The sequence below is a fragment of the Streptomyces sp. NPDC102360 genome (genome assembly GCF_044766085.1).
In the GTDB taxonomy this organism is placed as follows: Bacteria; Actinomycetota; Actinomycetes; order Streptomycetales; family Streptomycetaceae; genus Streptomyces.
On record NZ_JBIWLG010000014.1, the window covers coordinates 45,816 to 59,135 of the forward strand.

The window sequence follows — 13,320 nt, forward strand, 5'->3', positions numbered from 1 at the left end:
GCCCGCCCCCCACCCGTAAGTGATCTTGATTGGTCGGCTCTGCCCGTAAAAGTGCCTGCTCGTTGCCTGCTTGAGATCGGTCACGTCGTCTCCCGGCAACCAACCGCCCCAGCCGTGCGTCTTTCCGTCGAACACGGGTAGGCCCGTCACGGCCGAAGCCACAGAAGATCGACAGCCCAGTACCGCGGAATCCGCCACTAGAGTGGGTCGGAACACCCGGAACCAGGTGGGCCAAGCAAGTACCGATGCAGGGAGCGCATGACGTGCGGCCGGTAGGCAGCAAGTACCTGCTCGAGGAGCCGCTCGGACGCGGCGCCACGGGCACCGTCTGGCGAGCCCGCCAGCGCGAGACGGCGGGCGCGGAGGCGGCCGTCGCCGGGCAGCCCGGCGAGACCGTCGCGATCAAGGTCCTCAAGGAAGAGCTCGCCAACGACGCGGACGTGGTGATGCGCTTCCTCAGGGAGCGCTCCGTCCTGCTGCGGCTCACCCACCCGAACATCGTGCGCACCCGCGACCTGGTCGTCGAGGGCGAGCTGCTCGCCCTGGTGATGGACCTCGTCGAGGGCCCGGACCTGCACCGCTACCTGCGTGAGAACGGGCCGTTCTCACCGGTCGGCGCCGCGCTCCTGACGGCCCAGATCGCCGACGCGCTCGCCGCGTCGCACGCCGACGGTGTGGTGCACCGGGACCTGAAGCCGGCCAACGTCCTACTGAAGCAGGACGGCGGTGAGATGTACCCGATGCTCACCGACTTCGGCATCGCCCGCCTCGCCGACTCCCCGGGCCTGACCCGCACCCACGAGTTCGTCGGCACGCCCGCCTACGTGGCGCCCGAGTCGGCCGAGGGCCGCCCGCAGACCAGCGCCGTCGACATCTACGGCGCGGGCATCCTGCTGTACGAGCTGGTCACGGGCCGGCCGCCGTTCTCCGGCGGCTCGGCGCTCGAAGTCCTGCACCAGCACCTCAGCGCCGAACCGCGCCGTCCCTCGACGGTCCCGGACCCGCTGTGGACGGTCATTGAGCGCTGCCTGCGCAAGAACCCGGACGAACGGCCGAGCGCGGAGAACCTCGCGCGCGGCCTGCGCACCGTCGCCGAGGGCATCGGCGTGCACGCGAACAGCGCGCAGATCGCCGCCGCCGAGGGCGTCGGCGCGCTCCTGATGCCGGACCCCACCCCGGCCCAGGTGCCGGGCACCCCTGGCACCTCGGACGCGGACCCGACGCAGGTGCTGCCGAACAACGCAGCGGCGGCGGGCTTCGCCGGAGCGGCAGGGGCGGCGGCCGGTGCCGCGGCGGCGTCGGCGTACGACCCGAACGCGGCCACCAGCGTCATGCAGCAGCAGGGCAACGACCAGAACGCAGGCGCGGCCGATCCGACGGCCGTGATGCCGCCGATGCCGCAGGGCCCGCCGGAGCAGATGCCCGACGCCTGGGGCGACCAGCTGCGCGCGGCCCGCGACCGCAACGAGCAGACGCAGGTCCAGTACCTCGACCCGAACGAGGACCCGCTGCGCCGCCGCCCGCAGCGCCAGGTCGCGCGCCCGCAGCAGCAACAGCCTCAGCACCAGCAGCCGCAGCAGTACGCGCCGCGACAGCCGCAGCAGCAGCCCCAGCAGTACGCGCCGCCGCAGCAGCCGCCGCCCCGCCAGGCCCCGCGCCCGGCACCGGAGCCGCGCGAGCCGCGCCGCCGCAGCCCCAACCGGATGAGGATCCCGGGCCTCGGCTGCCTCAAGGGCTGCCTGTTCATGATCGTGATGCTCTTCGTGGTGAGCTGGCTGGTCTGGGAGTTCACCCCGCTCCAGGACTGGATCGGCACCGGCAAGGGCTACTGGGCCCAGATCTCCGACTGGTTCTCCACGGTGTCCGGCTGGATCGGCGATCTGGGGAGCAAGACCGGCAACTAGGGCCTGTCCGGCGGATCATGGCGCGGTCGCGGGCTCTGGCACGCCCATCTGCGGCGTTGTCGTCAATCACCATCGCTCCGCGATGCCTCAATCCTCCGCCTTGCAGCTGCACGCACCAGAGCCCGCTTGCCTGCACCGATCGTTCGAGGCCACCCGCATGCGCCATGATCCGCCGGACAGGCCCTAGCCGGTCGCCGAATGGCAACTGGTGCGTGACGTTGGCGATTTGTCGACACCCAGCGGGTGAATTCCCCCTCTGATGCGTAGGTTGGCGTCCGAGCCGCGTAGCTTGGGCGCCAACACGCGTCTGTAGGAGCAGCCTTGGCACGGAAGATCGGCAGCCGGTACACCGCACACCAGATCCTGGGGCGCGGCAGTGCGGGCACGGTGTGGCTGGGCGAGGGACCCGAGGGTCCGGTCGCCATCAAACTGCTGCGCGAGGACCTCGCCGCGGACCAGGAACTGGTCGGCCGCTTCGTCCAGGAGCGCACCGCCCTGCTGAGCCTCGACCACGCGCGCGTGGTGGGCGTGCGCGACCTGGTGGTCGACGGCAACGACCTGGCGCTCGTCATGGACCTCGTACGGGGGACGGACCTGCGTACGCGGCTCGACCGCGAGCGCCGGATGCCGCCCGAGGCCGCGGTCGCCGTGGTCGCGGACATCGCCGAGGGCCTCGCCGCCGCGCACGCCGCGGGCATCGTGCACCGCGACGTCAAGCCGGAGAACGTACTGCTCGACATGCAGGGCGAGCTCGGCCCCGGCGGCTCCCACCCCGCGCTGCTCACCGACTTCGGCATCGCCAAGCTGATCGACACCCCGCGCCGCACCCGTGCAACGAAGATCATCGGTACGCCCGACTACCTCGCCCCCGAGGTCATCGAGGGACTGCCCGCGCGCGCGGCCGTCGACATCTACGCGCTCGCGACGGTCCTGTACGAACTCCTCGCCGGCTTCACGCCGTTCGGGGGCGGCCACCCCGGGGCCATCCTGCGCCGGCACGTCACGGAGACGGTGGTCCCGCTCCCCGGCATCCCCGACGAGTTGTGGCTGCTGCTCATCCAGTGCCTCGCCAAGGCCCCGGCCTCCCGCCTGCGCGCCTCCGAGCTGGCCGCGCGCCTGCGCGAACTCCAGCCGATGCTCACCGGCCTGCCCCCGCTCGACGTGGACGAGCCGGAGACGGAGCCCGCCCCCGACGACGAACCGGAGCAGCGGACCGAGACGCCGGAGGAACCGCCGGAGCGGCCCCGCCGCGGCGCCGTCTCCCTGATCCCCGGCTCCGCGCCCAAGGACTCCAACCGCGACACCCATACGTCGATGAGGGTCCCGGCGCCGGACGAACTGGCCGGCGGCGCCCGCGGCACGGCCCGCGCGCCCCGCGCCCACGGTTCGCCCCGGCCCGGCTCGGCCCGCAACCGGAACGCGCCACCTCGACGGGCACGCAGACGGATCACGTTCGGGGTGGCCGGACTCGTCCTGGTCGCCGCGGTCGGCGGCGGCGTATGGGCGGCCACCTCCTCGGGCTCCGACGAGGCACCCCCATCGGACAGCAACAATTCCGCGCCGAGCGAGCCATAGGCCGACCCGGGGGCGGCCGACACCGATCACTTGCGCCACCCCTTACGCTTGTCCTGTGGCAGTCGTCGATGTATCCGAAGAGCTGAAGTCCCTCTCCTCGACCATGGAGTCGATCGAGGCCGTCCTGGACCTCGACAAGCTGAGGGCAGATATCGCCGTGCTCGAGGAGCAGGCGGCCGCGCCGTCCCTGTGGGACGACCCGGAGGCGGCGCAGAAGATCACCAGCAAGCTGAGCCACCTCCAGGCGGAGGTCCGCAAGGCCGAGGCGCTGCGCAGCCGTCTCGACGATCTCGGCGTGCTGTTCGAGATGGCCGAGGAGGAGGACGATCCGGACACCCGCGCCGAGGCCGAGTCCGAGCTCAAGGGCGTGAAGAAGGCGCTGGACGAGATGGAGGTCCGCACCCTCCTCTCCGGCGAGTACGACTCCCGCGAGGCCCTCGTCAACATCCGCGCCGAGGCCGGCGGCGTCGACGCGGCGGACTTCGCCGAGCAGCTGCAGCGCATGTACCTGCGCTATGCCGAGCGGCACGGGTACAAGACGGAGGTCTACGAGACCTCGTACGCGGAAGAGGCCGGCATCAAGTCGACCACCTTCGCGGTCAAGGTCCCCTATGCCTACGGAACGCTCTCCGTCGAGCAGGGCACGCACCGCCTCGTGCGCATCTCGCCGTTCGACAACCAGGGCCGCCGCCAGACGTCCTTCGCGGGCGTCGAGGTGCTCCCGGTCGTCGAGCAGACCGACCACGTCGAGATCGACGAGTCGGACCTGCGCGTGGACGTCTACCGCTCCTCGGGCCCCGGCGGCCAGGGCGTGAACACGACGGACTCCGCGGTCCGTCTGACGCACATCCCCACCGGCATCGTGGTCTCCTGCCAGAACGAGCGCTCGCAGATCCAGAACAAGGCCACGGCCATGAACGTGCTGCAGGCCAAGCTCCTCGAGCGCCAGCGCCAGGAGGAGCGCGCCAAGATGGACGCCCTCAAGGGCGACGGCGGCAGTTCCTGGGGCAACCAGATGCGTTCGTACGTCCTGCACCCGTACCAGATGGTCAAGGACCTGCGTACGGAGTTCGAGGTCGGCAACCCGCAGGCCGTTCTCGACGGCGAGATCGACGGCTTCATCGAGGCCGGAATTCGCTGGCGCAAGCAGCAGGAGAAGTAACTCCAGGATTCAACGAATTAAAGGCAACTGCCGCTCGATGAGCGGCAGTTGCCTTTCGTTTTGGGCGCACCCGAATCCAAATGTGCCGCACTTGTGAAGACTGGCCAGGCATTTACGTCACAGTCACATGTTCGTATGGCGGTCGATCCACCTCAATTGTGGACATAACGTGCGCAACGCCCTTGACGTTGATCCCAAAAGTGGAAAGGGTTGTGCGCGGCATGCGTATTAGTGGGACGCGTGTGAACGGGGGAGGGGTGCACGAGGCCTCTGCTGTCTCCGGTTGAACGCGGTCCCTGGCGCTGCTCCACTGACGATTGGCTACTGGGGGTAGCAGACAGATGACCAAGAAGACGCGGATCCGCGTTGCGCGGATAGCGGCCGGCGCGGTGATTGCGGCCGGTGCCTCGCTGACCGCCGCGGGTGCGGCATCCGCCGCCACCGTCGACGAGAAGAGCGGCGAGACCTGCGGCCCGCTCGGAATTATTTGCTGGCCCACCGAGGACGACGGCGCGGACGACGAGCAGCCGCCCGGCGACGACGACCCGGGCAACGGCATCGCCGGTGTGACCGAAGGGAACACCAACGGCGGCGTCGCCGGTGTCACCGAGGGCAACACCAACGGTGGCGTCGCGGGTGTCACCGAGGGCAACGGCAACGGCGGCGCCACGACCGGCGGCGACGACTCCACCGGCGGTGCCACCACCGGCGGCGACGACTCCACCGGTGGCAACGGCAACTCGGGTGGCAACGGCAACTCCGGTGGCAACAGCACCGGCGGCGACGACTCCACCGGCGGTTCGTCCTCGACTGGTGGTTCCTCCACCGGTGGCGACGACTCCACGGGTGGCGGCTCCAGCACCGGTGGCTCCTCCACCGGCGGTGGCGACAACACCAACCCCGACGGCAACAACAACCCCGTCGAGCAGGGTCAGGGCAAGGACAGCCTGCAGGACACCGGTTCCGCTCCCACCGAGCAGACCGGTGCCGCCGCCAAGCCGAGCGGCGAGCTGGCCGAGACCGGCTCCTCCGGCACCACGTTCCTGGTGATCGGTGCGGCCACGATGATCGCGGGCGGTGTCGGCTTCCGACTCCTGCCGCGCCTCGCGAACAACCGCGGCGGCGCCGCCGCGTAGTACTGCGCACACGCAAAGGGCCCGGAGCCGATCGGCTCCGGGCCCTTTCGCATGTCTGTGTGCGGCGGCTACACCGTCTGATGGGCGAGGAGCGCCATCGCTGCCACGAGCACCGCCACCAGGGCGACCAGCGCCATGGGGCTGAGCGCGGCCCACGGGTTCTGCTGCTGAAGCCGGTCGCGATTCGCCCGGCACACCGGGCAGCGGCCCTCGCTCACCGGGGCCGCGCAGTTCGCGCACACCAATCGGTCGTAGGTCATGCGCTTCTCCTCCTCCCGCGCGGCGGAGCTTGCCACCGGGCACCCCTGGGTTCTCTCCGCTCAACGCTCCGGGAAACGCAACCGTTCCCCCTACCACTGTGCCAGTTTCCCGGAATTTCGGCGCGTCCCCCTGGAAGTACCGCCCCTGACCAGGTACGGGGCGGACAATTCCGGCGCCGAATCCGGCATCGCGGCGGGACAAAACGCTCAACGAGGGACGGCGCCTGCGCTCCGTGCGCGGCTTCGCGTATGGTCACGCACACCTATCTCCGGCTACCCGTGGTGCACCCGTGATCCGATTCGACAACGTCTCCAAGGTCTATCCCAAGCAGACCCGGCCCGCCCTCAGGGATGTCTCCCTGGAGGTCGAGCGTGGTGAGTTCGTCTTCCTGGTCGGCTCGTCCGGCTCCGGCAAGTCGACGTTCCTGCGCCTCGTGCTGCGCGAGGAGCGGGCCAGCCACGGCCAGGTGCACGTCCTGGGCAAGGACCTCGGCCGCGTATCCAACTGGAAGGTCCCGCAGATCCGCCGCCAGCTCGGCACGGTCTTCCAGGACTTCCGGCTCCTGCCCAACAAGACGGTCGGCGAGAACGTCGCCTTCGCCCAGGAAGTCATCGGCAAGTCCCGCGGTGAGATCCGCAAGTCCGTGCCGCAGGTCCTCGACCTCGTCGGCCTCGGCGGCAAGGACGACCGGATGCCCGGCGAGCTCTCCGGTGGTGAGCAGCAGCGCGTGGCCATCGCGCGCGCCTTCGTCAACCGGCCGAAGCTGCTGATCGCGGACGAGCCGACCGGCAACCTCGACCCGCAGACCTCGGTCGGCATCATGAAGCTGCTCGACCGGATCAACCGGACCGGCACCACCGTGATCATGGCCACCCACGACCAGAACATCGTGGACCAGATGCGCAAGCGCGTCATCGAGCTGGAGCACGGCCGCCTCGTGCGCGACCAGTCGCGCGGCGTGTACGGCTACCAGCACTGACCGCACCGAGAACCGCGAGAAGTACCGAGAAAAGAAAGCTGCGAAAGGCGTTAGTGACGCTATGCGTGCCCAATTCGTTCTGTCGGAGATCGGCGTAGGACTCCGCCGTAACCTCACGATGACCTTCGCCGTGATCATCTCGGTTGCCCTCTCGCTCGCCCTGTTCGGCGGCTCGCTGCTCATGAGCGACCAGGTCAACCAGATGAAGGGCTACTGGTACGACAAGGTCAACGTCTCGATCTTCCTGTGCAACAAGGGAGATGCCGACTCCGACCCGAACTGCGCCAAGGGCCCGGTCACGACCGAGCAGAAGAACGAGATCCAGCGGGACCTCAAGAAGCTGCCCGTCGTCGACTCCGTGGCGCACGAATCGCAGGACCAGGCGTACAAGCACTACAAGGAGCAGTTCGGCGACTCCCCGCTGGCCAGCTCGCTCACGCCGGACCAGCTCCAGGAGTCGTACCGGATCAAGCTGAAGGACCCGGAGAAGTACAACGTCATCGCGACCGCGTTCAACGGGCGGCCCGGTGTGCAGTCCGTGCAGGACCAGAAGGGCGTGCTCGACAACCTCTTCCGGCTGCTCGGCTACCTGAACTACGCGGCGAGCGCGGTGATGGCGGTGATGCTCGTTGTCGCGCTGCTGCTGATCGTGAACACCGTCCGGGTGTCCGCGTTCAGCCGCCGTCGCGAGACCGGGATCATGCGGCTCGTCGGCGCGTCCGGCTTCTACATCCAGGCGCCGTTCATCATGGAGGCGGCGGTCGCCGGGCTCATCGGCGGCGGCATCGCCTGTGTCTTCCTCGCGGCCGGCCAGTACTTCGTGATCGACAACGGCGTGGCCCTCTCCGACAAGCTGCAGCTCATCAACTTCATCGGCTGGGACTCGGTGTTGACGAAGCTGCCGCTGATCCTCGCCGTGAGTGTGCTGATGCCGGCGCTTGCCGCGTTCGTCGCGTTGCGCAAGTACCTGAAGGTGTGACGAGAGTCCTTCGCGCCACGGGGCGTCGTGCGGGTCAACGCCCCGTACGGCGCCCTCGGTTGTCCTAGACTCACCGACATGTCAGGTCCGGAGCTGTACTCCAGGCCCCGCCGCATCGGCCGCGGGGCGAGCCTGACATTGATCTTCATGACGGTCCTCGCGGCGGGCGCCGCGACCGGCTCCTGGCCGGGGGAGCACCAAAGACCCAAGGAGAGCGCGGACAGTTCGCTCGTCGCCGCGCACGAGAAGCCCATCGCGGGACCGACCGATCCGCGCGACGCGGCGGCCGAGGCGATGGCCGACGGGAAATCGCCCACGAAGGCCGCCCAGGACGCCGTCAGCCGCAGCGGCGACCGCTGGGGCTCCGTCTACTCGCAGGGCGAGTACGAGGAGTTCGAGCAGGCCCTCGACGGCGAGTACACCGGCATCGGCCTGCGGGCCCGCCGCACCGCCGACGGGTGGGTGCAGGTCTCCAAGGTCCGGCAGGGCTCGCCAGCGCAGCACGCCGGCATCCGCGAGGGCGACCGGATCGCGGCGGTCGACGGCGAGCCGGTCACCGGGCACCCCGTCACCGAAGTCCTCGCGCTCCTGCGGGGCAAGCACGCGGGCACCCCTGTCCACGTCGGCCTCCAGCGCGGCACGCGCGCGTGGAGCGAGACCCTGCGCCGCGCCAACCTGTCGACCGACTCCGTCACCTCCACGCGACTTCCCGACGGCGCGACGCTCGTGAAGGTCAGCGCCTTCACGAAGGGCGTCGGCGACCAGGTGCGCACGGCAGTCGGCGCGGCACCCGCGCGCTCGGGCGTCGTACTCGACCTGCGGGGCAACGCGGGCGGACTGGTCACCGAGGCGGTCAGGGCGTCCTCCGCGTTCCTCGACGGCGGGCTCGTGGCGACGTACGACGTACGCGGGGCGCAGCGGGCCCTGCACGCACAGCGCGGGGCCGACACGACCAGACCGGTGGTCGTGCTCGTCGACAGCGGGACGATGAGCGCGGCCGAGCTGCTCACCGGCGCCCTTCAGGACCGCGGCCGCGCGGTCGTCGTGGGCTCCAGGACCTTCGGCAAGGGTTCGGTCCAGATGCCGAGCCGGCTGCCCGACGGCTCCGTGGCGGAGCTCACCGTCGGGCACTACCGCACCCCCTCGGGCCGCGCGGTCGACGGCCGCGGCATCACCCCCGATCTGGAGGCCGACGCGGACACCCTGCGGCGGGCGGAGACAGTATTGACTGGCCTCGGGGCCCCCTCGTAGTGCGAAAATGGCCAGCACTATGGCCAAGGCAATGTATGTACCGAAGGAGTCCCAGCCCAAGCAGGGCAAGGGGGCGTCGTCCGAGAAGAAGGACGGCAAGCGCAAGATGGTCGCGCAGAACAAGAAGGCGCGCCACGACTACCTGATCATGGACACCTACGAGGCCGGCATCGTGCTGACCGGCACGGAGGTCAAGTCGCTGCGGCAGGGCCGCACCTCGCTGGCCGACGCCTTCGTCCAGATCGACGGGGGTGAGGCGTGGCTGCACAACGCCCACATCCCCGAGTACAACCAGGGCACCTGGACGAACCACGCGGTGCGTCGCAAGCGCAAGCTGCTGCTGCACCGCGAGGAGATCGACAAGCTGGAGTCCAAGTCCGAGGAGACCGGCCACACGATCGTGACCCTGGCGATCTACTTCAAGGACGGCCGGGCGAAGGCCGAGATCGCGCTCGCCAAGGGCAAGAAGGAGTACGACAAGCGGCAGACGCTGCGCGAGAAGCAGGACCGGCGGGACTCGGACCGGGCGATCGCGTCGGCGAAGCGGCGGCAGCGCAACAACGAGCGGATGGGCTGACGCCCGTCGGGCCCGTCAGGAATACGCTGGCATCGTCGGGCGTTGGTCACGTACGATGGGCACTGTTCCTCACCGTAGGGACACGGACCGCAAGGTCCACCTTTGAAAAAACAACATGGGGATGATCGGTTTCGACAGCGGATGTCGAAGCAGGTGAAGCGTGTCGAGGAAGCGGCAATGATCTCGTTAACCATATGTCGCAACCAATAATCGCCAATTCTAAGAGCGATTCCCAGTCCTTCGCCCTCGCTGCCTAATAAGCAGTGAGTGAGGGACCCTAAAGGGTGTCAGCCCGGGAGTGTTCCCGGCCCGGATCCTGGCATAATCTAGGGAACTAAACTTTTCCGTCCGGCCACGGGGCGGAAAAGGAAATCAAACAGTGGCTGGGCCCGTCGGCGACTTGTTCGCGTGATCGCCGGGGCCGAGAAAAGCGAAGCGAACTGCACACGGAGAAGCCCTGCTGCTGCACCGTTGGACGCGGGTTCGATTCCCGCCATCTCCACCACCCCATGTAAACGAAGGCCCGGCTGTGAACCACAGCCGGGCCTTCGTCGTGTGTCAGGCGGTCTTGGCGGGGCCCTGCGGTTCCGGGATGCTCCTGTGGCATGAGTAGACGTGATGGAAAGTCGTCTGTCAGAGCCCGTAAATCTGTCAGAGCCCGTAAATGGGCCTGGCCCCTCGTGCTCGTCGTGGCCGCCGCCGGACTGTCGTGGGGAGCGCCCGCCGGCGCCGACTCCACGCCCAGTGGGCTGCCGGAGGCCATCGACACGATTCTCGGGGATTCGCGGATGGAGGGCGGCGCCGCGAGTGTCGTCGTGGCCGACGCGAAGACCGGGGAGACCCTGTACCAGCACAATCCGACCGGGCGGCTGATGCCCGCCTCCAACACGAAGCTCGCCACCTCCGCCGCGGCCATGGGCGTCCTCGGCCCCGACTACCGGTTCGGCACGGACGTGCTCGCCGGCGGGCGGGTGCGCGGCGGGGTGCTCGACGGGGATCTGTATCTGCGCGGCACCGGGGACCCGACGACCCTCGCCGCCGACTACGACAAGTTGGCCGCCGACGTCGCCGCGGCCGGGGTGCAGCGGGTGAGCGGGCGGCTCGTCGCGGACGACACCCGGTTCGACGACCACCGGATCGGTGACACCTGGGGCGGCGACGACGAGTCCTCGTACTACGCCGCCCAGATCAGCGCGCTGAGCGTCGCGCCCGACACCGACTACGACACCGGGACCGTCATCGTCGAGGTGAAGCCCGGCGCCGAGGCGGGGGACCGGCCCGCTGTCAGCGTCACGCCGAAGAACCATTACGTCGATATCGACCTGAAGGCGTCCACCGTCGGGGCCGGGGGAGACGACACCGTGGCCGTCGAGCGGCGGCACGGGACCAACACCATCACCGTGAGCGGCACCGTTCCGGTGGGCGGGGACACCACCAAGGAGTGGGTGACCGTGTGGGAGCCGACCGGGTACGCGGCCGCCGTGTTCCGGGACGCGCTCGCCGCGCACGGGGTGAAGGTCGGCGGTTCCACCAAGCTGGGACGGGCCACGCCCGAGGGCGCGAAGCGGCTCGCCACGCACGACTCCATGCCCCTGAAGGATCTGCTGATCCCCTTCATGAAGCTGTCCAACAACATGCACGCCGAGTCCCTCACGAAGGCCATGGGGTACAAGACGACGGGGAAGCCCGGGAGTTGGGGCGACGGCATCGACGCCGTCGCGGACTATCTGAAGGGCGCCGGGGTCGACGCCACCAAGCTGCGGCAGGTCGACGGGTCCGGGCTCTCGCGCAAGGACAACTTCGCCGCCCGCCAGCTCGCCGACCTCCTCCTCTCCGTACAGGACGAGCCCTGGTACGCCGACTGGTACAAGTCGCTGCCCGTGGCCTGCGATCCCGACCGGTTCGTCGGCGGGACGCTGCGGAGCCGGATGTGCGACACGCCCGCCGCGCTCAACGCCCGTGGGAAGACCGGGTCGTTGACGGGCGCGTCCGCGCTCTCCGGCTACGTGAAGGACGCCGACGGGCGGCTGCTCGTCTACGGCGTCGTCCAGAACAACTACCTCGTCGACTCCGTGAAGCCGCTCGAGGACGCCATCGTCGTGACCCTCGCGAAGTCGACGTCCAAGGAGGCGACGGCCGTCGTACCGAAGTCCACGCGCGCCGTCCCGGCCGCCGAGAGGGACGGCGGCCTGGAGTGCTCGTGGCGCAAGCCGGCCGTGTGCTGACCGGCTGACGACAGATCCGTCAACGGCCGACGCGTACGTAGCCGTACAGCGCGAGCAGCAGCGCGCACGCCGCCGCCGTGACCGGCACCGTGTACGCCGCGGTGGGGCCCCAGTGCTCCACCGCGGCGCCGCCCGTCGCCGAGCCGCACGCGATGCCGCCGAGGATGGCCGTCACCGCGAGCGTCATGCCCTCGTTCAACTGGCCGTCGGGGGTGCGCTGTTGGACGAGCGTCATGCCCGTCACCATCGTCGGGGCCGTCGCCATGCCGGCGATCAGGAGCGCGCCCCCGAGGACGTACAGCGAGCCCGTGAGCGCCGCCGCGAGCAGGGGCAGCGTCATCAGCGCCGCCATCGCCGCGACGCATACCGGGTGGCGGCGGGCCGCAGGACCGGTCGGCTTCACGGCGCCGAAGACCAGGCCCGCCGCGCACGAACCCGCCGCCTGCAACGCCAGGATGCCGCCCGCCCACGCCTTGTGGCCCAGCTCGTCGGCGAAGGCCACCGTGACGACTTCGAGGGAGCCGAAGATCGCGCCCGTCGCGAGGAAGACGACAAGGAGGGACGGCATGCCACGCGCGCGTAGTGGCGTTTTCGTCGCCTTCGTAGGCACGTGGGCGGGCGGTTCCGTCGCGCGTTGAGCGGTGAACACCAGGATGCCCGTGACCATCAGGATCGTGCCGACGAGCGCGCCCGCCTCCGGGAACAGCGCGCTGCACAGGAACGCGGCGACCACCGGGCCGAGCATGTAGCAGAGCTCGTCCGCCGCCTGCTCGAAGGAGTTCGCGGTGTGCAGCGCTCCCGGATCGCCGTCGAGCAGGTGCGACCAGCGGGCCCGTGACATGCCGCCCGTGTTGGGCTGCGCCGACGTCGGCAGATACGCCGCGAAGAGCACCCAGTCGGGGACGTCGAGCCGTACGCACACCAGGAGTGCGAGTGCGCCGGTCGCCGCCACCAGTGTCGCGGGCACGGCGATCCTGGCCTGTCCGTACCGGTCCACCATGCGCGCGAGCCACGGCCCGATGAACGCGCTCGCGACCAGGGCCGACGCGGTGACCGCCCCGGCGAGCCCGTACGAGCCGCGGACGCCGGAGATCAGCATCACCGCGCTGATGCTGAACATCCCTTGCGGGAAGCGGGCGATGAGGTTGCCGAGGGTGAAGGCGCGGGCGCCGGGGATGGTGAAGAGGCGGGTGTAGGCGGCGACAGAGGTGGCTGTGGGCATGCGAAGAGAGTCGCCGCAGGTCACGTGCGCGGTCCAACACCTACTCGGC

Annotated in this window: 11 protein-coding genes and 1 other RNA gene; 10 read left to right on the forward strand and 2 right to left on the reverse strand. The window is 69.7% G+C overall.

Annotation, left to right across the window (positions count from 1 at the left end; translation table 11 throughout):
* Positions 1-263 precede the first annotated feature (263 nt).
* The 4 genes from ACIRHA_RS36710 (at position 264) to ACIRHA_RS36725 (ending at position 5,777) form a co-directional block, all read left to right on the forward strand.
* The gene (locus ACIRHA_RS36710) at positions 264-1,904 is read left to right on the forward strand and encodes a serine/threonine-protein kinase (RefSeq protein ID WP_403855021.1); all 1,641 of its coding nucleotides are present in this window, start codon (positions 264-266) and stop codon (positions 1,902-1,904) included.
* Positions 1,905-2,225: 321 nt separating this feature from the next.
* The gene (locus tag ACIRHA_RS36715) at positions 2,226-3,479 is read left to right on the forward strand and encodes a serine/threonine-protein kinase (RefSeq protein ID WP_403855023.1); all 1,254 of its coding nucleotides are present in this window, start codon (positions 2,226-2,228) and stop codon (positions 3,477-3,479) included.
* Between the two features lie 55 nt (positions 3,480-3,534).
* Positions 3,535-4,641 carry a peptide chain release factor 2 gene (gene prfB / locus ACIRHA_RS36720; protein WP_403855025.1) on the forward strand — a complete coding sequence of 369 codons (1,107 nt, stop codon included), beginning with the start codon at positions 3,535-3,537 and terminating at the stop codon, positions 4,639-4,641.
* A 341-nt stretch (positions 4,642-4,982) separates the two neighbouring features.
* Positions 4,983-5,777 (forward strand): hypothetical protein, encoded by a 795-nt coding sequence (locus ACIRHA_RS36725; RefSeq protein WP_403855027.1) that lies wholly within the window; start codon positions 4,983-4,985, stop codon positions 5,775-5,777.
* A 68-nt stretch (positions 5,778-5,845) separates the two neighbouring features.
* Here ACIRHA_RS36725 and ACIRHA_RS36730 read toward each other — a convergent pair whose 3' ends face one another.
* Complete coding sequence (locus ACIRHA_RS36730) at positions 5,846-6,037, reverse strand: hypothetical protein (protein ID WP_403855029.1); 192 nt, start codon at positions 6,035-6,037, stop codon at positions 5,846-5,848.
* A gap of 290 nt (positions 6,038-6,327) precedes the next feature.
* Here ACIRHA_RS36730 and ftsE point away from each other — a divergent pair, with 290 nt between their 5' ends.
* The 6 genes from ftsE (at position 6,328) to dacB (ending at position 12,049) form a co-directional block, all read left to right on the forward strand.
* Complete coding sequence (gene ftsE / locus ACIRHA_RS36735; RefSeq protein WP_266710884.1) at positions 6,328-7,017, forward strand: cell division ATP-binding protein FtsE; 690 nt, start codon at positions 6,328-6,330, stop codon at positions 7,015-7,017.
* A 61-nt stretch (positions 7,018-7,078) separates the two neighbouring features.
* The gene (gene ftsX, locus ACIRHA_RS36740; RefSeq protein ID WP_266710883.1) at positions 7,079-7,996 is read left to right on the forward strand and encodes a permease-like cell division protein FtsX; all 918 of its coding nucleotides are present in this window, start codon (positions 7,079-7,081) and stop codon (positions 7,994-7,996) included.
* A 78-nt stretch (positions 7,997-8,074) separates the two neighbouring features.
* Positions 8,075-9,247 carry a S41 family peptidase gene (locus ACIRHA_RS36745; protein WP_403855031.1) on the forward strand — a complete coding sequence of 391 codons (1,173 nt, stop codon included), beginning with the start codon at positions 8,075-8,077 and terminating at the stop codon, positions 9,245-9,247.
* Positions 9,248-9,278: 31 nt separating this feature from the next.
* Positions 9,279-9,824 carry an SsrA-binding protein SmpB gene (gene smpB / locus ACIRHA_RS36750; protein WP_351338241.1) on the forward strand — a complete coding sequence of 182 codons (546 nt, stop codon included), beginning with the start codon at positions 9,279-9,281 and terminating at the stop codon, positions 9,822-9,824.
* A 117-nt stretch (positions 9,825-9,941) separates the two neighbouring features.
* Positions 9,942-10,329, forward strand: a transfer-messenger RNA (tmRNA) gene (gene ssrA / locus ACIRHA_RS36755).
* A 100-nt stretch (positions 10,330-10,429) separates the two neighbouring features.
* Entirely contained in the window at positions 10,430-12,049 is a 1,620-nt protein-coding gene (dacB, locus tag ACIRHA_RS36760) for a D-alanyl-D-alanine carboxypeptidase/D-alanyl-D-alanine-endopeptidase (protein WP_403855033.1), read from the forward strand.
* Between the two features lie 19 nt (positions 12,050-12,068).
* Here the strand turns inward: dacB and ACIRHA_RS36765 are convergent, their stop codons facing one another.
* On the reverse strand, positions 12,069-13,271 hold the full coding sequence (locus ACIRHA_RS36765) for an MFS transporter (protein WP_403855035.1): 1,203 nt from the start codon (positions 13,269-13,271) through the stop codon (positions 12,069-12,071).
* Positions 13,272-13,320: the final 49 nt, after the last annotated feature.

Excerpts from the sequence above, each read along its gene's own strand:
- ftsX (WP_266710883.1), top strand. The coding sequence starts at position 7,079 with ATGCGTGCCCAATTCGTTCTGTCGGAGATCGGCGTAGGACTCCGCCGT.
- ACIRHA_RS36745 (WP_403855031.1), top strand. The coding sequence starts at position 8,075 with ATGTCAGGTCCGGAGCTGTACTCCAGGCCCCGCCGCATCGGCCGCGGG.
- ACIRHA_RS36730 (WP_403855029.1), bottom strand. The coding sequence starts at position 6,037 with ATGACCTACGACCGATTGGTGTGCGCGAACTGCGCGGCCCCGGTGAGC.
- smpB (WP_351338241.1), top strand. The coding sequence starts at position 9,279 with ATGTATGTACCGAAGGAGTCCCAGCCCAAGCAGGGCAAGGGGGCGTCG.
- ACIRHA_RS36725 (WP_403855027.1), top strand. The coding sequence starts at position 4,983 with ATGACCAAGAAGACGCGGATCCGCGTTGCGCGGATAGCGGCCGGCGCG.
- dacB (WP_403855033.1), top strand. The coding sequence starts at position 10,430 with ATGAGTAGACGTGATGGAAAGTCGTCTGTCAGAGCCCGTAAATCTGTC.
- ACIRHA_RS36765 (WP_403855035.1), bottom strand. The coding sequence starts at position 13,271 with ATGCCCACAGCCACCTCTGTCGCCGCCTACACCCGCCTCTTCACCATC.